The sequence below is a fragment of the Citrobacter sp. 172116965 genome (assembly GCF_013458095.1).
GTDB lineage: Bacteria > Pseudomonadota > Gammaproteobacteria > Enterobacterales > Enterobacteriaceae > Citrobacter > Citrobacter braakii.
The window spans coordinates 870,248-889,671 of record NZ_CP046673.1 but is presented as its reverse complement, the minus strand read 5'-3'; the positions used below and the strand labels follow the sequence as shown (position 1 = coordinate 889,671).

18 protein-coding genes and 1 riboswitch are annotated in these 19,424 nt (G+C 52.7%); of the genes, 9 read left to right on the top strand and 9 right to left on the bottom strand.

Features of this window, described 5'->3' with window-relative positions; translation table 11 throughout:
- Positions 1–11: 11 nt before the first annotated feature.
- From ftsL to leuO, 7 genes are all read right to left on the bottom strand, one after another.
- A complete protein-coding gene (gene ftsL, locus GPJ68_RS04320) occupies positions 12–377 on the bottom strand; it encodes a cell division protein FtsL (protein ID WP_006686695.1) in 366 nt (121 codons plus the stop codon).
- Positions 374–1,315 carry a 16S rRNA (cytosine(1402)-N(4))-methyltransferase RsmH gene (gene rsmH, locus GPJ68_RS04315; RefSeq protein WP_016155687.1) on the bottom strand — a complete coding sequence of 314 codons (942 nt, stop codon included), beginning with the start codon at positions 1,313–1,315 and terminating at the stop codon, positions 374–376. The genes ftsL and rsmH overlap by 4 nt, the downstream gene beginning before the upstream one ends.
- 1 nt (position 1,316) lies before the next feature.
- Positions 1,317–1,775 carry a division/cell wall cluster transcriptional repressor MraZ gene (mraZ, locus tag GPJ68_RS04310; RefSeq protein ID WP_005124560.1) on the bottom strand — a complete coding sequence of 153 codons (459 nt, stop codon included), beginning with the start codon at positions 1,773–1,775 and terminating at the stop codon, positions 1,317–1,319.
- A gap of 613 nt (positions 1,776–2,388) precedes the next feature.
- Complete coding sequence (cra, locus tag GPJ68_RS04305; RefSeq protein WP_016151689.1) at positions 2,389–3,393, bottom strand: catabolite repressor/activator; 1,005 nt, start codon at positions 3,391–3,393, stop codon at positions 2,389–2,391.
- A 175-nt stretch (positions 3,394–3,568) separates the two neighbouring features.
- Positions 3,569–4,060: an acetolactate synthase small subunit gene (gene ilvN / locus GPJ68_RS04300; protein WP_003829566.1), complete on the bottom strand. Its 492-nt coding sequence runs from the start codon at positions 4,058–4,060 to the stop codon at positions 3,569–3,571.
- Positions 4,061–4,062: 2 nt separating this feature from the next.
- Positions 4,063–5,787 carry an acetolactate synthase 3 large subunit gene (gene ilvI, locus GPJ68_RS04295; RefSeq protein WP_103928907.1) on the bottom strand — a complete coding sequence of 575 codons (1,725 nt, stop codon included), beginning with the start codon at positions 5,785–5,787 and terminating at the stop codon, positions 4,063–4,065.
- 318 nt (positions 5,788–6,105) lie between these two features.
- Complete coding sequence (gene leuO / locus GPJ68_RS04290) at positions 6,106–7,053, bottom strand: transcriptional regulator LeuO (protein ID WP_016151687.1); 948 nt, start codon at positions 7,051–7,053, stop codon at positions 6,106–6,108.
- Positions 7,054–7,707: 654 nt separating this feature from the next.
- Here leuO and leuL point away from each other — a divergent pair.
- From leuL to leuD, 5 genes are all read left to right on the top strand, one after another.
- The gene (gene leuL / locus GPJ68_RS25325) at positions 7,708–7,794 is read left to right on the top strand and encodes a leu operon leader peptide (RefSeq protein WP_049269161.1); all 87 of its coding nucleotides are present in this window, start codon (positions 7,708–7,710) and stop codon (positions 7,792–7,794) included.
- Positions 7,795–7,884: 90 nt separating this feature from the next.
- On the top strand, positions 7,885–9,456 hold the full coding sequence (leuA, locus tag GPJ68_RS04280; RefSeq protein WP_016151686.1) for a 2-isopropylmalate synthase: 1,572 nt from the start codon (positions 7,885–7,887) through the stop codon (positions 9,454–9,456).
- Positions 9,456–10,547: a 3-isopropylmalate dehydrogenase gene (leuB, locus tag GPJ68_RS04275; RefSeq protein WP_016155686.1), complete on the top strand. Its 1,092-nt coding sequence runs from the start codon at positions 9,456–9,458 to the stop codon at positions 10,545–10,547. The genes leuA and leuB overlap by 1 nt, the downstream gene beginning before the upstream one ends.
- A 2-nt stretch (positions 10,548–10,549) precedes the next feature.
- Positions 10,550–11,950, top strand: coding sequence for a 3-isopropylmalate dehydratase large subunit (leuC, locus tag GPJ68_RS04270; RefSeq protein WP_016155685.1), 1,401 nt, complete (start codon positions 10,550–10,552; stop codon positions 11,948–11,950).
- Between the two features lie 10 nt (positions 11,951–11,960).
- Positions 11,961–12,566 carry a 3-isopropylmalate dehydratase small subunit gene (gene leuD / locus GPJ68_RS04265; protein ID WP_016151683.1) on the top strand — a complete coding sequence of 202 codons (606 nt, stop codon included), beginning with the start codon at positions 11,961–11,963 and terminating at the stop codon, positions 12,564–12,566.
- A 45-nt stretch (positions 12,567–12,611) separates the two neighbouring features.
- On the opposite strand, the gene GPJ68_RS04260 is transcribed toward leuD, so the two are convergent.
- Positions 12,612–13,790, bottom strand: coding sequence for a sugar efflux transporter (locus GPJ68_RS04260; protein WP_065554749.1), 1,179 nt, complete (start codon positions 13,788–13,790; stop codon positions 12,612–12,614).
- Between the two features lie 115 nt (positions 13,791–13,905).
- Entirely contained in the window at positions 13,906–14,028 is a 123-nt protein-coding gene (gene sgrT / locus GPJ68_RS04255) for a glucose uptake inhibitor SgrT (RefSeq protein ID WP_016151681.1), read from the bottom strand.
- A gap of 99 nt (positions 14,029–14,127) precedes the next feature.
- Here sgrT and sgrR point away from each other — a divergent pair, with 99 nt between their 5' ends.
- The 4 genes from sgrR (at position 14,128) to thiQ (ending at position 19,413) form a co-directional block, all read left to right on the top strand.
- The gene (gene sgrR, locus GPJ68_RS04250; RefSeq protein ID WP_016155682.1) at positions 14,128–15,783 is read left to right on the top strand and encodes an HTH-type transcriptional regulator SgrR; all 1,656 of its coding nucleotides are present in this window, start codon (positions 14,128–14,130) and stop codon (positions 15,781–15,783) included.
- 239 nt (positions 15,784–16,022) lie between these two features.
- Positions 16,023–16,125: riboswitch (TPP riboswitch) on the top strand.
- A 33-nt stretch (positions 16,126–16,158) separates the two neighbouring features.
- The gene (thiB, locus tag GPJ68_RS04245; protein ID WP_016151679.1) at positions 16,159–17,142 is read left to right on the top strand and encodes a thiamine ABC transporter substrate binding subunit; all 984 of its coding nucleotides are present in this window, start codon (positions 16,159–16,161) and stop codon (positions 17,140–17,142) included.
- A complete protein-coding gene (thiP, locus tag GPJ68_RS04240) occupies positions 17,118–18,728 on the top strand; it encodes a thiamine/thiamine pyrophosphate ABC transporter permease ThiP (protein ID WP_104651534.1) in 1,611 nt (536 codons plus the stop codon). Before thiB ends, thiP begins: the two co-directional genes overlap by 25 nt.
- Positions 18,712–19,413 (top strand): thiamine ABC transporter ATP-binding protein ThiQ, encoded by a 702-nt coding sequence (thiQ, locus tag GPJ68_RS04235; protein ID WP_016151677.1) that lies wholly within the window; start codon positions 18,712–18,714, stop codon positions 19,411–19,413. The genes thiP and thiQ overlap by 17 nt, the downstream gene beginning before the upstream one ends.
- Positions 19,414–19,424: the final 11 nt, after the last annotated feature.

The window sequence follows — 19,424 nt, the reverse complement described above, 5'->3', positions numbered from 1 at the left end:
CGCGTTTATCCTTATTTTTGTACTACGATATTTTCTTGTGAGGGATCAACATGCTGCATTTGCAGCTTTTCCGTTGCGATCCGTTCAACACGGCTATGGTCGCCGAGCGCGTTCTCCTCAAGGATCAAGTTGCGCCATTCGATATCCAGCGCATCTCGCTCCAGAACCAGCTGCTCACGCTGCGCGGTCAGTAACCGCGTATGGTGTGCTGTTGTCACGACGGTAACCGCCGTCAAAATAATGCAAATGAACAGGCAGAGTGGCAGCTTCCCATACCGCAAAAGATCGTCACCGATCACGCCAGGCAAGGCATGGCGCTCGTTGCTTCCTATCGATCCTTTAACTTTGCTGAGGGCTTCTGTCACTCTGCTGATCATGCGTTCGTCCTCTCTGCAATACGCAGAACTGAACTACGGGCACGAGGATTTTCAGCTACCTCTTCTTCACCCGGCATCATCTTGCCTAGTGCTCTTAACTCACGGCCGCCCAGCTTTTTGATCTGCGCTTCGGTCATCGGTATTCCAGCCGGAACCTGAGGACCACGGCTTTGTTCGCGCATAAAGCGTTTAACAATGCGATCTTCAAGCGAATGGAAACTGATTACCGAAAGGCGACCACCTGGTGCCAGCACGCTGAGCGAGCTTTTTAGCGCCTGCTCTATCTCCTCCAGTTCACTGTTCACCCAAATGCGCACCGCCTGGAAGGTACGGGTCGCGGGATGTTTGAATTTGTCTTTCACCGGCATTGCCGCCGCAATCACTTCCGCCAGCTCTTTAGTGCGGGTCATCGGTTCGATGCGGTTGCGCTCTACGATGGCGCGAGCAATACGTTTGCCGAAGCGCTCTTCGCCAAAGGTTTTAATCACCCAGGCAATATCTGCTTCATCGGCGGTTTGCAGCCATTCGGCCGCTGACTGACCGCGTGTAGGGTCCATACGCATATCTAACGGACCGTCACGCATAAATGAGAATCCGCGCTCAGCATCATCAAGCTGTGGAGAAGAAACCCCAAGATCGAGAAGAATCCCGTCGATCTTACCGGTAAGTCCGCGCTCGGCGACATAATCAGCCAGCGCAGAAAAAGGACCATGGACGATGGAAAAACGGGGATCGGTAATCGTCTTTGCAACGGCAATCGCCTGCGGATCGCGATCGATGGCCAGTAAACGCCCCGCTTCGCCAAGTTGCGAGAGGATCAGACGTGAGTGACCACCGCGACCAAATGTCCCGTCAATGTAGATGCCGTCTGGACGAATATTCAGGCCGTTTACGGCTTCATCCAGCAACACCGTTGTATGTTTATAATTTTCCATCATTTTATAGAGACAAATCCTGCAATCGTTCCGACAGCGCGCCGGTAACAGACTGCTCAGCGTCGATATCTTCCTTGACCTGTTGATACCAGGTCGTTTCATCCCACAGCTCAAACTTATTGAACTGCCCAACCAGCATCACTTCTTTCGTTAGCCCTGCGTGTTGCCGCAGAATGGGCGCTATCAATAATCGGCCAGCGCTATCCATCTGACATTCGCTAGCATGACCCAACAACAGGCGCTGTACGCGACGCTCAACTGGATTCATGCTCGACAGACGCGATAACTTCTGCTCGATAATTTCCCATTCAGGCAGGGGGTACAGCAGCAGGCACGGGTGATGGATGTCAATGGTGCAAACCATTTGACCGGTAGCGCTCTCGAGCAGTTGATCCCGATAACGGGTAGGCACAGATAAGCGCCCTTTACTGTCGAGATTAACTAACGTTGCTCCCCGGAACATGCCAGCCTCACCCCCGATTACCACTTTATCCCACAAATTCCCACTTAAAGGAGTTTACGGAGCGGAGGAAAACCTTGTCAAGCAAGTCACGGCGCTTAGCGGAGCAAAAAACCCATTGTTTACGGCTAATATCAGCGTTGAACAAATTCCGTACAGCAAACGAAGCAAATTAACGTCATGAATATTTGTAAGAAAAAAATCCAACAACTCATGATTGTTTAAAACAACTGAATATCATCAAAAGAAAAATATAAAGTGTCAGTTTGCGACGCGAGCGGCATTTTAGGACAATATGCAGCGAGATAACAGTACCAGTTAATCAGTCTGTACGCCGCACAGGAGCGAGATAAGGGCGAGATTGTCGCAACACACCAGTAAAGTGTTTGTTAATTCGGCAAATCCCTACATGCTTGTAACAAAATAATACAACCGTAACGCATCGTTACGTCTCAATTACCCAAAAATGGATAGTTGCATTTTTAATTCGGCATAATAGAAGAATCAATTTCAGATAATTCTAAAGAATATTCTTAATTATAATGCGGTTATTTCCGAGAACGGGATAATTGATGATGTCAGAGGCTTATCCGCCGACATCATCAATTGAGGCAACTTAGTTACGGCTTAGAATACCGCGACGGTACAAATTACGCCGTATACGCGTTAAACCTGGTTTGGGTTTACGCGGCTCATCCAGGCTTGCCAACACAATCTCCAACACGCGTTCCGCGACATCTCGATGGCGCTGCGCCACCGCCAGAACCGGGCACTGCAGGAAGTCGAGCAGCTCGTGGTCGCCAAAAGTCGCAATCGCTAAATCAGACGGTAACTGCCCGTCGCGGCGCAGGGTCACATCCATCACCCCCTGCAACAGGGCAAACGACGTGGTAAACAGCGCCTGAGGCATTGGATGCGTTTCCAGCCATTTATCAAATAACTGCGCGGCCGCCTCCCGCTCATAGCTGTTGGCATAGAGAAAATGCACTTCACGCGGATCGTCCTTCCACGCGGTACGGAAACCCTGTTCGCGCAGGAAACTGACGGACAATTCAGGAAGCGCCCCCAGATAGAGCACGGTTTCAGCAGGGAATTTACGTAACTCCTCCGCCAGCATCTGCGCATCATCCTGGTCTGCGCCCACCACGCTGGTGAAATGTTCACGATCCAGCGCGCGATCCAGCGCCACAATCGGGAATGAACTGTTCGCCCAGCGCTGATAAAATGGATGTTCAGGCGGCAAGGAAGTCGAAACGATAATGGCATCAACCTGACGTTGTAAAAGATGCTCAATACAGCGCATTTCGTTATCAGGCTGATCTTCAGAGCAGGCAATCAGTAGTTGATATCCGCGCTGACGCGCCTGGCGCTCCAGATAGTTTGCGATCCGGGTATAGCTCGTGTTCTCGAGATCCGGGATCACCAACCCGATAGAACGTGTGCGTCCAGCACGCAGCCCGGCCGCCACGGCATTCGGGTGGTAATTATGCTCACGCACCACCGCCATGACTTTTTCAACCGTTTTGTCGCTAACGCGGTATTGCTTTGCTTTGCCGTTAATAACGTAGCTTGCAGTCGTTCGCGAAACGCCGGCCAACCGAGCGATTTCATCCAGTTTCACAATTGCCCCTTGCGTAAAATGTACAAACCATAACCTTTGAGATGGCATGGGTTAAACTTCTTAACATCTAAGCGCAGAATAATGACTGCGGCAACCGCTTTTGTCTCTGGTTACTGCTGATTTCGCAAAAAAAAGCAACCAGTAGCCAATGCATCTCGCGTAGGTCAGGTAAGCGTTAGCGCATAATTTTATCGCCGCGGGAAAGCCCCACCACGCCGGAACGGGCAACTTCCACGATTTTGGCGACTTCCCGTAGCGTTGCCAGAAACGCATCCAGCTTATCGCTGGTGCCCGCCAGCTGTACGGTGTAGATCGACGGCGTAACATCGATGATTTGCCCACGGAATATCTCCGTGTTGCGTTTCACCTCTTCCCGGCCATAGCCGCTGGCCTGGATTTTCACCAGCATGATTTCTCGTTCAACGTGGGCGCCCTGCCCCAGTTCGCTGACGCGCAGAACATCCACCAGTTTGTGTAGCTGCTTTTCGATCTGCTCCAGGACTTTCTCATCCCCTACCGTTTGAATCGTCATCCGCGATAAGGTCGGGTCGTCAGTCGGCGCGACGGTCAGGCTTTCAATGTTGTATCCGCGCTGGGCGAAGAGGCCAATCACACGTGACAATGCACCCGACTCGTTTTCCAGCAATACTGATAATATCCGGCGCATAATCAGGTCCTCTCCGTTTTACTTAACCACATTTCGTCCATCCCGCCCCCACGAATCTGCATCGGGTAGACATGCTCACTGCCGTCGACGGTGACATCAACAAACACCAGGCGATGGTTACGCACATGTTCCAGCGCTTCGCCCAGCTTGCTCTCCAGTTCGCCTGGATGATTAATCTGGATACCGATATGCCCATAAGCTTCAGCAAGGCGCACAAAATCAGGTAGCGACTGCATGTAAGACTGGGAGTGACGCCCGGAGTAAATCATGTCCTGCCACTGTTTGACCATGCCGAGATAGCGGTTGTTAAGGTTGAGCACCAGTACCGGTAGCTCATATTGCAGCGCCGTCGACAGTTCCTGGATGTTCATCTGAATGCTGCCATCCCCGGTGACGCACACCACTGTTTCATCCGGCAGCGCCATTTTCACCCCTAACGCCGCGGGTAAACCGAATCCCATGGTGCCGAGGCCGCCTGAGTTAATCCAGCGGCGTGGTTTATCGAACGGATAGTAAAGTGCAGCAAACATTTGATGCTGGCCAACGTCAGAGGTCACGTATGCATCCCCTTTCGTCAGACGCCAGATGGTTTCAATCACCGCCTGCGGTTTAATACTTTCACTTTGCGTGTCGTATTTCAGGCACTGACGAGCGCGCCAGTGTTCGATCTGTTGCCACCAGTCACGGTTATCATCCAGCGACTGCTGCGATTTCTCCTGCGGCAGCAGTTCAAGCATCTGATCCAGCACCAGGCGAGCATCGCCCACAATCGGAATATCCGCAGTGACGGTTTTTGAAATTGAGGTCGGATCGATGTCGATATGCAGCACGGTCGCATTCGGGCAATATTTTGCCAGGTTATTGGTCGTTCGATCGTCAAAACGAACGCCGACGGCAAAGATCACATCAGAATGATGCATGGTCATATTCGCTTCGTAAGTACCATGCATGCCCAACATTCCCAGCGCCTGGCGATGCGTGGCCGGAAACGCGCCTAACCCCATCAGCGAGGAGACAACCGGCAGATTAAGTGCTTCGGCAATTTGCCCCAGTTGTTCGTGACAGGCGGCATTCACCGCGCCACCACCAACATAGACAACCGGTTTCTTCGCCGCGACCAGCGTCTGCAAAGCACGTTTTATCTGTCCTTTGTGCCCGGTCGTTGTCGGGTTATACGAACGCATACTCACCGACTCCGGCCAGCTATAAGGCAGTTTTTTCGCCGGATTCAGAATATCTTTCGGCAAATCCACCACCACCGGCCCCGGACGACCGCTTGCCGCCAGCCAGAAGGCTTTTTTCAGCACCTGCGGGATATCTTCCGTTTGTTTAACCAGAAAACTGTGTTTTACCACCGGGCGGGATATACCCACCATGTCGCACTCCTGGAAGGCATCGTAGCCAATCAGGGAGGTGGCGACCTGGCCAGAGAGGATCACCAACGGAATGGAATCCATATATGCCGTTGCAATCCCGGTGATCGCATTGGTTGCCCCTGGTCCGGAAGTGACCAAAACGACGCCCACTTCTCCCGTGGCACGCGCCAGGCCATCAGCCATATGTACTGCGGCTTGCTCATGACGGACTAACACATGATCAATACCGCCGACCGTATGCAATGCATCATAAATATCGAGGACGGCCCCCCCGGGATAACCGAATACCTGCTTCACACCCTGATCGATAAGCGATCGGACGACCATCTCGGCTCCAGACAACATCTCCATGGCTTGCCTCACTCTTATAATGAATTACGGTTTAACAACACATTAACCGCTGACGATGACGCATGGCAATTGACTCCGAAGGGGTGGCACTGGAGTAAATAAGAATAAAACGGAGGTAAGAATTGAATAAATGGAGAATTAAACCAGCATAAGCAATTGATATGATAAATAATCGCTTAAAAAGGGGGACTTACAGCAATTAGTCTATTTTTTTACACTTTCGGACATACGTAAAAAGTCGAGTTCAGCACAAAATTTTAGATATAAAGATAAAAGCAGAATAAACCAGATGTATTCCCCGATTTATTCTGCCAGCGGCTACTTCTTACAGACGGAGACCAACAGTTCTTCCATCCATTGATGTCCTTTATCGCGCCCCGCAGCCTCATGCCAGGAAAGATAACATGTGCGGCTATTCAATTTTAAAGGTAAAGGCAATATCTGCAGTTCTAAAGAATCGGCGAACTCTTCCGCCAACCAACGCGGCGCAATAGAGACCAGGTGCGTTTGCGACACAATATTAAGCACGCTGATTAATGCCATTCCCTGATAAGCCACGCAGGATTGTTTATCCGGTGTGTCATACCACGGCTGGCTGAATGAGGCGAAGCGATCGAGCGAAACCACGGCATGCTGTTCATGATAGAGATTGCTTTCCAGCAATGGGCCACTAATGCGCGGATGTTTTTTGCTTGCCACTAACACCATTTCGTCATTGAATAACGGAACACTGGTAAATTCCGGACGACGGAATTCTTCATAGCTAATAACAAACTCAGTTTCCTGATAACGTAATTGGTGCTCGGTATTTAGATTTAGTGAAGATTTAAAAACGACATTAATGTTCGGCGCGACTTGTTCAACTCGATTATAAATCAACGAAGTTAGAATATTATCCAATGGACTGCATACGCAAAGATTGAATACACGCTCGCTGCTGGTAGGTTCAAAGCCAGAACCAGGCAGTTCATTCTGCACTAATTGCAATGCCTGACGAACGGAGCCAAACAGCTGGAAGGCTCTTGCTGTCGGCTGGATTCCACGGCCATAACGAACAAAAAGCTCATCGTTAAACATGACTTTCAGGCGTGCGACCGCATTACTGACAGCGGGTTGCGACATCCCCAGCGTATGTGCAGCACGCGTAATATTTTGTTCCTGCATCACCGCATCAAAAACAGTTAATAAATTAAGATCAACCATGCGAAGCTGTGGCTTCCCCATCTCTATGAGATTAGATTTATCTATTATTTTTACTTCTGGCATATTTAACTCCACTGTCACTCTAAACTCCCTTTTCCCAGACGGAGTGCAGAAATAATCTCCGTTAATATGATTTACCATGCATATAAAATAAGAAAAAGGAAAAACATTAAAATTAGGAAAACATAAAGGCACAAATCTAAATGTACAAAAGAACACCACAAGCGTAGTGCGGCAGATGTCACTGCGCGATGATTCATATGTTTAAATTTCGAAAACAATATAACCATAAGCGTGGCGAATACACAATCATACGCACAGTGAATATGTATTTAAGTTTTAATTAAACATTTCTATTATTAACACATTAAAAGTTAACATTAATTTATCAATTATTGGGTAACACATTGGTTTCATCCATTCAAAATGAATATAAAAGCTGATAAATCATAAAGATATGAAATCCCAAATGAGGCGTTATCTTTAGTTCTTCGTTACCATAAATGCAAATAAATATGCTTAAATATGTCAAACCGTGAAAAATATGTTCAACGATCAGATGATTAATTTTATATACCCTGAGAAATTCAGCACAATTCGCTTAAGTTTATCAGAAACTTTCCCCCTTAACGGGAGCATTTGCAGGGAATGGGGTTGACATCAGTCTTCATATCCAGTACCACTAAAAGCATATCGCATTCGCCTGGAGCTTGATTGATGACTTACATTGCTCGTTTTATCGGTCTACTACTACTAAACGCATTCTCATTGCGCGGTAGACTGGTGGACGACATTCAGCATTAAGTCAGCTCCAGTTAAGACAAAAAACCCGCGCCGTTGCGCGGGTTTTTTTATGCTCGAAGCAAGGCGCCCTAAAGACCAAGGACCTAAACCATGAGCCAGCAAGTCATTATTTTCGATACCACCTTACGTGACGGTGAACAGGCGTTACAGGCGAGCCTGAGTGTGAAAGAAAAACTGCAGATTGCGCTGGCCCTCGAGCGTATGGGCGTTGACGTGATGGAGGTCGGTTTTCCGGTCTCTTCACCGGGTGACTTTGAGTCCGTACAAACCATCGCTCGTCAGGTTAAGAACAGCCGCGTTTGCGCCTTAGCCCGCTGCGTAGAAAAAGATATCGACGTTGCCGCAGAATCTCTGAAGGTCGCAGAGGCCTTCCGTATTCATACGTTCATCGCCACCTCGCCGATGCATATCGCGACGAAATTACGTAGCACGTTGGATGAAGTGATCGAGCGAGCAGTCTACATGGTGAAGCGTGCGCGTAATTATACGGATGACGTGGAGTTCTCATGCGAGGATGCTGGCCGTACCCCTATTGCCGATCTGGCCCGCGTGGTCGAAGCCGCGATTAATGCGGGAGCCAAAACTATCAATATCCCCGATACCGTTGGCTACACCATGCCTTTCGAATTCGGAGCAATCATTTCTGGTCTGTATGAACGCGTACCGAATATCGATAAAGCCATCATCTCCGTGCACACCCATGATGATTTAGGTCTGGGCGTTGGCAACGCGTTGGCTGCGGTGCATGCCGGGGCGCGCCAGGTCGAAGGCGCGATGAACGGTATCGGCGAACGCGCCGGTAACTGCTCACTGGAAGAAGTGATCATGGCGATCAAAGTGCGCAAAGATATCCTGAACGTACAGACCCGCATTAATCACCAGGAAATCTGGCGTACCAGTCAGTTAGTCAGCCAAATCTGCAACATGCCCATTCCGGCCAACAAAGCCATTGTCGGTAGCGGCGCCTTTGCCCACTCCTCTGGCATCCATCAGGACGGCGTACTGAAAAATCGTGAAAACTACGAAATCATGACGCCTGAATCCATCGGTCTGAACCAGGTGCAGTTGAACCTGACTTCCCGTTCCGGACGCGCCGCGGTGAAACACCGTATGGACGAGATGGGATATAAAGAGAATGAATACAACCTGGACAACCTGTACGACGCATTCCTGAAGCTGGCGGATAAAAAAGGTCAGGTATTTGATTACGACCTGGAAGCGCTGGCCTTTATTAATAAACAGCAGGAAGAGCCGGAGCATTTCCGTCTGGATTACTTCAGCGTGCAGTCCGGCTCAAATGACATCGCCACCGCCTCCGTCAAGCTGGCCTGCGGTGAAGAAGTCAAAGCCGAAGCGGCGAACGGCAACGGTCCGGTCGATGCCATTTATCAGGCCATCAACCGTGTGACCGAGTACAACATCGAACTGGTGAAATACAGCCTGACCGCCAAAGGGCACGGTAAAGATGCGCTGGGCCAGGTGGATATCGTTGCTAATTATAACGGTCGCCGCTTCCACGGCGTCGGTCTGGCAACGGATATCGTCGAATCGTCCGCGAAAGCGATGGTTCATGTGCTGAACAACATTTGGCGCGCTGAAGAAGTCGAAAAAGAATTGCAACGCAAAGCTCAGAACAACGAGAACAACAAGGAAACCGTGTGATGTCGAAGAATTATCATATTGCTGTTTTGCCGGGCGACGGTATTGGCCCGGAAGTGATGGCGCAAGCCCTGAAGGTACTGGACGCAATCCGCAACCGTTTTAACATGCGCATTACCACCAGCCACTACGACGTAGGGGGGGCCGCTATCGATAACCATGGTCAGCCGCTGCCGCCAGCGACGGTTGAAGGCTGTGAGCAAGCTGACGCCATTCTGTTTGGCTCCGTTGGCGGCCCGAAATGGGAAAATCTGCCACCCAATCAGCAGCCTGAACGCGGCGCGCTGCTGCCGTTGCGTAAACACTTCAAATTATTCAGCAACCTGCGCCCGGCTAAGCTGTACCAGGGGCTGGAAGCATTTTGCCCTCTGCGCGCAGATATTGCCGCGAACGGTTTCGACATCCTGTGCGTGCGCGAACTGACCGGCGGTATCTACTTCGGTCAGCCAAAAGGCCGCGAAGGCAGCGGACAACATGAAAAAGCCTTTGATACCGAGGTTTATCACCGTTTCGAGATCGAGCGTATCGCACGTATCGCGTTTGAATCTGCTCGCCAGCGTCGCCGCAAAGTCACGTCGATTGATAAAGCCAACGTACTGCAAACGTCTATTCTGTGGCGTCAAATCGTCAATGAAATTGCTAATGAATATCCGGACGTTGAGCTGGCGCATATGTACATCGACAACGCGACGATGCAGTTGATCAAAGATCCATCCCAGTTCGACGTGCTGCTGTGCTCCAACCTGTTTGGCGACATTCTGTCTGACGAATGCGCCATGATCACCGGATCAATGGGGATGTTACCGTCCGCCAGCCTGAATGAGCAGGGCTTTGGTCTGTACGAGCCCGCTGGCGGCTCCGCTCCAGATATCGCCGGGAAAAACATTGCTAACCCTATCGCCCAAATCCTTTCGCTGGCGCTGCTGCTGCGCTACAGCCTGGACGCCAATGATGCGGCAACCGCAATCGAGAGCGCCATCAACCGCGCATTAGAAGAAGGCATTCGCACCGGTGACTTAGCCCGTGGCGCTGCCGCAGTCGGTACCGATGAAATGGGTGACATTATTGCCCGTTACGTCGCAGAAGGGGTGTAATCATGGCCAAAACGTTATACGAAAAATTGTTCGATGCGCACGTCGTCTACGAAGCGCAAAACGAAACCCCGCTGTTGTATATCGACAGACATCTGGTGCATGAAGTGACCTCTCCGCAGGCGTTTGATGGCCTGCGTGCGCATGGCCGTCAGGTGCGCCAGCCGGGTAAAACCTTTGCCACCATGGACCATAACGTCTCCACGCAAACCAAAGACATTAACGCTTCCGGCGAAATGGCGCGCATTCAGATGCAGGAATTGATCAAAAACTGCAATGAATTTGGCGTCGAACTGTACGACCTGAACCACCCGTATCAGGGGATCGTTCACGTGATGGGGCCTGAGCAAGGCGTAACGTTGCCGGGTATGACCATCGTTTGCGGCGACTCCCACACCGCCACACACGGCGCGTTTGGCGCGCTGGCCTTTGGTATTGGCACCTCTGAAGTTGAACACGTTCTGGCGACGCAGACCCTGAAACAGGGGCGTGCCAAAACCATGAAGATTGAAGTTAACGGCACAGCAGCACCTGGCATTACCGCCAAAGATATCGTGCTGGCGATTATTGGTAAAACCGGTAGTGCAGGCGGTACTGGACACGTCGTTGAATTTTGTGGCGAAGCCATCCGTGCGCTGAGCATGGAAGGCCGTATGACCCTGTGCAACATGGCCATTGAAATGGGCGCCAAAGCGGGTCTGGTCGCACCGGATGAAACCACCTTTAACTATGTGCAGGGGCGTTTACACGCACCGAAGGGTGAGGATTTTACCAACGCGGTTGCGTACTGGAAAACGCTGAAAACCGACGACAACGCGACGTTTGATACCGTCGTTACCCTGCAGGCAGAAGAAATCGCACCGCAGGTCACTTGGGGTACGAACCCGGGTCAGGTCATCTCGGTGAACGATAATATTCCCGACCCGGCGTCATTTTCCGATCCCGTTGAGCGCGCATCGGCTGAAAAAGCGCTGGCATATATGGGGCTGAAACCGGGCATCCCGTTAACAGAAGTGGCCATTGATAAAGTGTTTATCGGTTCCTGTACCAACTCGCGTATTGAAGATTTACGCGCTGCGGCCCAAATCGCCAAAGGTCGCAAAGTTGCGCCAGGCGTACAGGCGCTGGTTGTGCCAGGTTCTGGTCCGGTGAAAGCGCAGGCTGAAGCGGAAGGTCTGGACAAGATCTTCATCGAAGCCGGGTTTGAATGGCGTTTACCGGGCTGTTCCATGTGTCTGGCCATGAACAATGACCGCCTGAACCCAGGCGAGCGCTGTGCATCCACCAGCAACCGTAACTTTGAAGGCCGCCAGGGCCGCGGTGGTCGCACGCATTTAGTCAGCCCGGCCATGGCCGCCGCTGCCGCCGTTACCGGTCATTTTGCCGACATTCGCAGCATCAAATAAGGAAACTACCATGGCAGAGAAATTTACCCAACATACCGGCCTGGTTGTCCCACTGGATGCCGCCAACGTGGATACCGACGCGATTATTCCCAAACAGTTTTTGCAGAAGGTTACGCGCACCGGTTTTGGCGCTCATCTGTTTAACGACTGGCGTTTTCTGGATGAAAAAGGGCAACAGCCTAACCCAGAGTTCGTACTGAACTTCCCGGAATATAAAGGCGCGTCAATTCTGCTGGCGCGGGAAAACTTTGGCTGCGGCTCTTCCCGTGAACATGCGCCATGGGCGCTGACCGATTACGGCTTTAAAGTAGTGATCGCGCCAAGCTTCGCCGACATCTTCTACGGCAACAGCTTCAATAACCAACTGCTGCCGGTGACCCTGAGCGACGCGCAGGTAGATGAAATGTTCGCCCTGGTGAAAGCCAATCCGGGCATTAAATTTGAAGTGGATCTGGAAGCGCAGGTGGTGAAAGCGGGCGATAAGTCCTACAGCTTTAAAATCGACGACTTCCGCCGCCACTGCATGCTGAACGGTCTGGACAGCATCGGGCTGACGCTGCAGCATGAAGCAGCCATCACCGAGTACGAAGACAAGCAGCCAGCGTTTATGCGCTAGTCCTTGTGGTGCCGGATAAGCGCAGCGCATCCGGCACTCCAAAAATCAAACGTCCTTTACCCGCCCGGTCATCACCAGCGTGATCACAGAAATCGCCGCAATCACCCAATAGACGGCAAAGTGACCGTAGCTTTGCGCAACAGCCCCCTGAATCACTCCCGCGAGAATGACCCCCGTTGAAATACTGTTGGTAAATAATGTGGTCGCTGACCCCGCACGCCCGGGCATAAGATCCTGAAACCACAGCATTCCTATCCCGGCGATGATACCGATAAATACTGCATTAAACAGTTGCAGCACCAGCAGCGCCGTGCGGCTGTGAAAGAAGATCAAACCAAGATAAAACAGTACGCCCGCCGCGACGGCCGCGATCATCATTCGCCGTTTGCCAAAGCGCTTCACATAGTAGCCCGCCAGGATCATCGCCGGAATTTCCAGCCCAGCCGCCGTCCCCATCAGGATCCCGGCCAACTTGTCCGGTAACCCCAGCTCAAGGCTTATCCACAGCGGCATATCGATGATGTACATGGTATTGCAGGTCCACATCAGCGTGGAGGCAATAAACAACATGCGCACATTTTTGTCCTGCCAACCGCCGGTCTGTTCCAGCGGTACGTCAACAGGTTGCTCCACCCGTGTGACTGACGGCAGTATCAGCGCAATCAGCACCAGGCTAATGGCGAAAATCCCTGCGGCAATGGAAAACATCGCCGTAAAGCCGTAATTCAGCGCCAGCATGAAGGCCAGCGGCGGTCCAATTACCCAGGCCAGCGAAAGCTGCGCACGCATCACCGAGCTAAACATCACCACTTCACGCGCGGAGTTATCAGCGTATTCCCGCGCCAGCGCAAACAGCTGCGGCATGGCGGTATTCGCCAGCGAGGCCAGCAGTACACCGCAGGTGATAAGCGTGAGATAGTGGCGATTAAACGCAAACAGCAGCGCGTTTCCGATTGCCATCAGGCAGCAGAACATGATCAGCTTGCGCCTGTCGCCCTGGCTGTCGGATCGTTTCGCGAGGCCAAGGCTGACAACGATCCCGACAATCGCATTGACGGTATAAAAAAGCCCGACCCAAAACGGCTGCGCCCCGACTTCACGGCTCAGGAACAAGCTCAGCGTGGGTGCCTGCAATGCACCTGCTACGCCCATCATAAAAGCGACCAGCATAAATGCCGCGTAAACGCCGTTGAGGCGCCGTCCCATGGTCATAATCCAGAGCATTACAGTTCCTTTTAGCGCAGCAGAAACAAAAAAAGCCAGCAGTGATTATCTGCTGGCGCGGCGATTAACACCAATACTCAGTCACACATGATGTCTGCAATTCCCAATTCAGGAGTCAGGCTGTCACCTCCCACTGCATCAGTTCTTCGAGCATCTTTAAGCGCTGCGGTGCGCTCAGGCAAGCCAACCAGGACGATTTTTCTGTCGCGGTAAAGTATTTCAACCAGAACTGACGCATAGATGACCCCTTCGTTGTCTCATCGCTTCATCGGAATCTATTATTGGCTTAATATAGGGAAAATAAAATTGCTGAGTTTTTCGCAGGAGTTCCCCTTTTATGTCTTCTGGTCGTCTGCAACAACAGTTCATCCGTCTGTGGCAATGCTGTGACGGCAAAACGCAAGACACGACGCTGAACGAGCTAGCGGAGCTGCTGAGTTGTTCGCGCCGCCATATGCGTACCCTGCTCAATACCATGCAAGAACGCGGTTGGTTAACGTGGGAAGCCGAAGTTGGGCGAGGTAAACGCTCGCGCCTGACTTTCCTCTATACCGGGCTGGCACTCCAGCAGCAGCGGGCAGAAGACCTGCTGGAACAGGATCGCATCGATCAACTGGTGCAGCTGGTCGGTGACAAAACGGCCGTACGACAGATGCTGGTTTCTCACCTGGGGCGCAGTTTTCGCCAGGGGCGGCACATCATGCGCGTTCTCTATTATCGTCCCATGCACAACCTGCTTCCCGGTACGGCGCTACGCCGTTCAGAAACCCATATCGCCCGGCAAATCTTCAGCGCCTTAATTCGGGTAAATGAGGAAAATGGGGAACTGGAAGCGGACATCGCCCATCACTGGCAGCAGATTTCACCTTTACACTGGCGATTCTTCCTGCGTCCGGGGATTCATTTTCATCATGGCCGCGAACTGGAAATGGAAGATGTCATCACCTCGCTGATGCGCATTAACGCCCTGCCGCTGTACTCGCACATCACGCAGATCGTTTCTCCCACGGCCTGGACGCTGGATATCCATCTCGCCCAACCCGACCGCTGGCTTCCCTGGCTATTGGGGCAAGTCCCCGCCATGATCCTGCCGCGAGAATGGGAGACGCTCAGCAACTTCTCCAGCCACCCAATTGGCACTGGTCCCTATGCGGTGATGCGCAATACCAATAACCAACTGAAAATTCATGCATTTGATGATTACTTTGGCTACCGGGCGCTGATCGACGAAGTTAACGTTTGGGTTTTACCCGATATCGGTGAAGAGCCTGGCGGTGGGTTGACGCTAAAAGGCCCCACGGAGGATGAAAAGGCGATCGAAAGCCGCCTCGAGGAAGGATGCTACTACCTGCTGTTTGATGCGCGCACCCACCGTGGCGCTAATCAGGAGGTTCGCGATTGGGTTAGCCGCGTTCTTTCGCCAACCCATCTCATCTGCCACGCCGACGAACAGTTCCAGCGACTGTGGTTTCCCGCCTACGGTTTGCTCCCCCGCTGGCACCATGCCAAACCCGGCCATGGTGAAAAACCCGCCGGACTGGAAACGCTGACGATCACCTACTATCGCGATCACATCGAACATCGGATTATCGCGCAGATCATGAAGACGTTGCTGGCAGAGCATCAGGTACAGTTAAATATTCAGGAGATCGACTACGATCAATGGCATGCGGGTGAAATCGTCAGCGATATCTGGCTCAACAGCGCCAACTTTACCCTACCGCTGGATTTCTCGCTGTTCGCCCATTTGTGCGAAGTCCCGTTGCTGCAAAACTGTATCTCGCGGGACTGGGAAAACGATGCGGCCCGCTGGCGAACGGGCGAAATGAGCCTGGCGGCATGGTGCCAACAGCTGCTCGCCACAAAGGCCATTGTGCCATTAATCCACCACTGGCTGATCATTCAGGGACAGCGCAGTATGCGCGGGTTACGCATGAATACCCTCGGCTGGTTTGATTTTAAATCAGCGTGGTTTGCACCACCGGATCCTTAGATCCGGCTCTTGATTGCCGCATAGCAACAAAATCATTACACTAACGCCGTTCTCAACGGGGTGCTAAATAAAAACATACACAAAATCATTCACGCTGCATCAAGGCGGCAAGCGAGTGAGTCCCCAGGAGCATAGATAACTATGTGACTGGGGTGAGCGACAAATCTGCCGGGAGCAGATTTGAACGCTGCTTGCAGCGGCCCCGAAGGGGCGAGGCCCGGAGATGGGCCGAGTAACGCAGCCAACACAGAGGCAGCGTGAATGATGAAGTGTATGGGCTGAGAGATACCCGTCGAACCTGATCCGGATAATGCCGGCGAAGGGATTTGAGGCTGCAACTCAAGTCCTTTGCCACCCAACTTTATGAGGTGCAAAGTGTTTAAAAAATGTCTTCCGCTTTTACTGCTGTGCGCAGCGCCTGCTTTCGCCAAACCTGTACTGACCGTATATACCTACGACTCGTTCGCAGCTGACTGGGGCCCGGGCCCGACAATAAAAAAAGCCTTTGAAGCTGACTGCAACTGTGAACTGAAACTGGTCGCGCTGGAAGATGGCGTCTCGCTGCTTAACCGCCTGCGCATGGAAGGAAAAAACAGTAAAGCTGACGTCGTACTGGGCCTCGATAACAACCTTCTGGAAGCCGCCACCCAAACCAAACTGTTTGCCAAAAGCGGTGTAGCAAGTGAAGCCGTAAACGTGCCCGGCGGCTGGAAAAACGATACCTTCGTTCCGTTTGATTACGGCTATTTCGCCTTCGTTTATGATAAGAACAAGCTGAAGAATCCGCCCAAAAGCCTGAAAGAACTGGTAGAGAGCGATCAAAAATGGCGCGTCATTTATCAGGACCCGCGTACCAGCACGCCGGGGCTGGGCCTGCTGCTATGGATGCAGAAAGTCTATGGCGATAAGGCGCCGGAGGCCTGGCGCGCGCTTTCGGCAAAAACCGTCACGGTCACCAAGGGCTGGAGTGAAGCCTACGGCCTGTTCCTGAAAGGCGAAAGCGATCTGGTACTCAGCTACACCACCTCCCCGGCCTATCACATCATCGCCGAGAAAAAAGACAACTACGCCGCAGCCAACTTTAGCGAAGGCCACTATTTGCAGGTAGAAGTCGCCGCCCGTACTGCGGCCAGCAAACAGCCGGAACTGGCCGAGAAATTCCTCAAGTTTATGGTGTCTCCAGCCTTCCAGAATGCGATTCCGACCGGCAACTGGATGTATCCGGTAACCCAGGTCGCCCTGCCGTCTGGATTCGAGCAACTGAATAAGCCAGCCACCGCGCTGGAATTTACGCCGCAGCAGGTTGCGGCTCAACGCCAGGCATGGATTAGCGAATGGCAACGCGCCGTCAGCCGTTAATTCCCGGCTGGCTGGTTCCAGGGCTTACCGCCGCCACGCTGATGGTGACCGTTGCCCTGGCCGCGTTTCTGGCGCTGTGGTTTAACGCCCCACGGGGGGAGTGGCGCTCACTGTGGCAAGACGACTACCTGTGGCACGTGGTGCGCTTTTCTTTCTGGCAGGCTTTTTTATCCGCAGTGTTGTCGGTCATCCCGGCGATTTTCCTTGCCAGAGCGCTCTATCGCCGCCGTTTTCCAGGACGACTGTCGCTGTTGCGCCTGTGCGCGATGACGTTAATCCTGCCAGTGCTGGTCGCGGTCTTCGGTATTCTTAGCGTGTACGGTCGTCAAGGCTGGTTGGCCTCGATCTGGCATACATTCGGGCTGGAATGGACGTTTTCGCCGTATGGTCTGCAGGGCATTCTGCTGGCGCACGTCTTTTTCAATCTGCCAATGGCCAGTCGTCTGCTGTTGCAGTCGCTGGAGAATATTCCCGGCGAACAGCGACAGTTAGCCGCTCAGTTGGGTCTGCGCGGCTGGCATTTCTTCCGCTTTGTTGAATGGCCGTGGCTGCGTCGGCAAATCCTTCCCGTCGCGGCGCTCATCTTTATGCTCTGTTTCGCCAGCTTCGCCACCGTTTTGTCGCTAGGCGGCGGACCGCAGGCCACTACCATCGAGCTGGCGATTTATCAGGCGCTGAACTTCGATTACGATCCCGCCCGCGCCGCCATGCTGGCGTTGATCCAGATGGTTTGTTGTTTAGCGCTGGTGCTCTTCAGTCAACGTCTGAGCCGCGCCATCGCCCCCGGTACCACGCTGATTCAGGGCTGGCGCGATCCCGACGATCATCTGCACAGCCGCCTGGCAGACGCACTGCTGATTATTCTGGCCCTGCTGCTACTGCTGCCGCCGCTGCTGGCGGTAATTGTCGATGGTATTAACCGCCATATGCTGGATGTTCTTAAGCAACCTGTACTGTGGCACGCACTGGGAACCTCGCTGCGCATTGCGCTGGCGGCAGGTGCGTTGTGCGTAGTTCTCACCATGATGCTGTTATGGAGCAGTCGTGAACTGCGTGCCCGACAGCAGGTGCTGGCGGGTCAGATGCTGGAACTTAGCGGCATGATGATCCTCGCCATGCCGGGCATCGTGCTGGCAACCGGCTTCTTTCTGCTGCTCAATAACACCATTGGACTCCCCGAATCAGCCGACGGCATTGTCATTTTTACCAATGCGCTGATGGCGATCCCTTACGCGCTGAAGGTGCTGGAAAACCCAATGCGGGACGTCACCACCCGCTACAGTATGTTGTGCCAGTCGTTGGGAATTGAGGGATGGTCGCGCCTGAAAGTGGTTGAACTGCGCGCCCTGAAGCGCCCGCTGGCGCAGGCGATGGCTTTTGCCTGCGTGCTGTCGATTGGCGATTTTGGCGTGGTTGCGCTATTTGGTAATGAGGATTTCCGCACCCTGCCGTTTTATTTATATCAGCAGATTGGCTCTTATCGCAGTCAGGATGGCGCAGTTACGGCGTTATTGCTGCTGATCCTGTGCTTTACGCTGTTTACTGTTATTGAGAAATTGCCGGGTCGAAATGTTAAAACTGATTGATATCACATGGCTTTATCACCATTTGCCGATGCGCTTTACGCTGTCGATCGCACGCGGTGAGCAGGTCGCGATCCTCGGGCCCAGCGGCGCCGGGAAAAGTACGCTGCTGAATCTGATCGCCGGCTTTCTCACGCCTGCCAGCGGTACCATGTTGATTGAAGGTGAAGATCACACCGCCACGCCTCCATCACGTCGCCCCGTTTCGATGCTGTTTCAGGAAAATAACCTGTTCAGCCACCTGAGCGTGCAGCAAAACATCGGCCTGGGCCTTAACCCGGGATTGAAGCTGAACGCATCGCAGCGGGAGAAAATGCATCACATCGCCCAGCAAATGGGGATTGACTCACTGCTGGAGCGCCTCCCCGGTGAGCTTTCCGGCGGTCAGCGACAGCGCGTAGCGCTGGCGCGTTGCCTGGTGCGGGAACAACCCATTTTGCTGCTTGATGAACCGTTCTCTGCGCTCGATCCCGCCCTGCGCCAGGAGATGTTAACGCTGGTTGCTGAAGTCTGTCGCGATAAACAGCTTACCTTACTGATGGTGTCCCACAGTGTAGAAGATGCGGCGCGAATTGCGTCCCGTTCGATTGTGGTCGCCGACGGGCGCATCGCCTGGCAGGGCAAAACGGATGAGTTATTAAGCGGTCAGGCCAGCGCCTCGACGCTCTTGGGCATCAAAGCCGAGTGATTGATTTCCCA

What these genes read in the sequence shown, in the direction of transcription:
- GPJ68_RS04260 (WP_065554749.1), bottom strand. Translation starts at nt 13,790, where the DNA reads ATGCTCTGGATTATGACCATGGGACGGCGCCTCAACGGCGTTTACGCG.
- ilvN (WP_003829566.1), bottom strand. Translation starts at nt 4,060, where the DNA reads ATGCGCCGGATATTATCAGTATTGCTGGAAAACGAGTCGGGTGCATTG.
- leuA (WP_016151686.1), top strand. Translation starts at nt 7,885, where the DNA reads ATGAGCCAGCAAGTCATTATTTTCGATACCACCTTACGTGACGGTGAA.
- leuO (WP_016151687.1), bottom strand. Translation starts at nt 7,053, where the DNA reads ATGCCAGAAGTAAAAATAATAGATAAATCTAATCTCATAGAGATGGGG.
- thiP (WP_104651534.1), top strand. Translation starts at nt 17,118, where the DNA reads ATGGCAACGCGCCGTCAGCCGTTAATTCCCGGCTGGCTGGTTCCAGGG.
- ilvI (WP_103928907.1), bottom strand. Translation starts at nt 5,787, where the DNA reads ATGGAGATGTTGTCTGGAGCCGAGATGGTCGTCCGATCGCTTATCGAT.
- rsmH (WP_016155687.1), bottom strand. Translation starts at nt 1,315, where the DNA reads ATGATGGAAAATTATAAACATACAACGGTGTTGCTGGATGAAGCCGTA.
- leuC (WP_016155685.1), top strand. Translation starts at nt 10,550, where the DNA reads ATGGCCAAAACGTTATACGAAAAATTGTTCGATGCGCACGTCGTCTAC.
- leuB (WP_016155686.1), top strand. Translation starts at nt 9,456, where the DNA reads ATGTCGAAGAATTATCATATTGCTGTTTTGCCGGGCGACGGTATTGGC.
- leuD (WP_016151683.1), top strand. Translation starts at nt 11,961, where the DNA reads ATGGCAGAGAAATTTACCCAACATACCGGCCTGGTTGTCCCACTGGAT.
- thiQ (WP_016151677.1), top strand. Translation starts at nt 18,712, where the DNA reads ATGTTAAAACTGATTGATATCACATGGCTTTATCACCATTTGCCGATG.
- sgrR (WP_016155682.1), top strand. Translation starts at nt 14,128, where the DNA reads ATGTCTTCTGGTCGTCTGCAACAACAGTTCATCCGTCTGTGGCAATGC.
- leuL (WP_049269161.1), top strand. Translation starts at nt 7,708, where the DNA reads ATGACTTACATTGCTCGTTTTATCGGTCTACTACTACTAAACGCATTC.
- sgrT (WP_016151681.1), bottom strand. Translation starts at nt 14,028, where the DNA reads ATGCGTCAGTTCTGGTTGAAATACTTTACCGCGACAGAAAAATCGTCC.
- mraZ (WP_005124560.1), bottom strand. Translation starts at nt 1,775, where the DNA reads ATGTTCCGGGGAGCAACGTTAGTTAATCTCGACAGTAAAGGGCGCTTA.
- ftsL (WP_006686695.1), bottom strand. Translation starts at nt 377, where the DNA reads ATGATCAGCAGAGTGACAGAAGCCCTCAGCAAAGTTAAAGGATCGATA.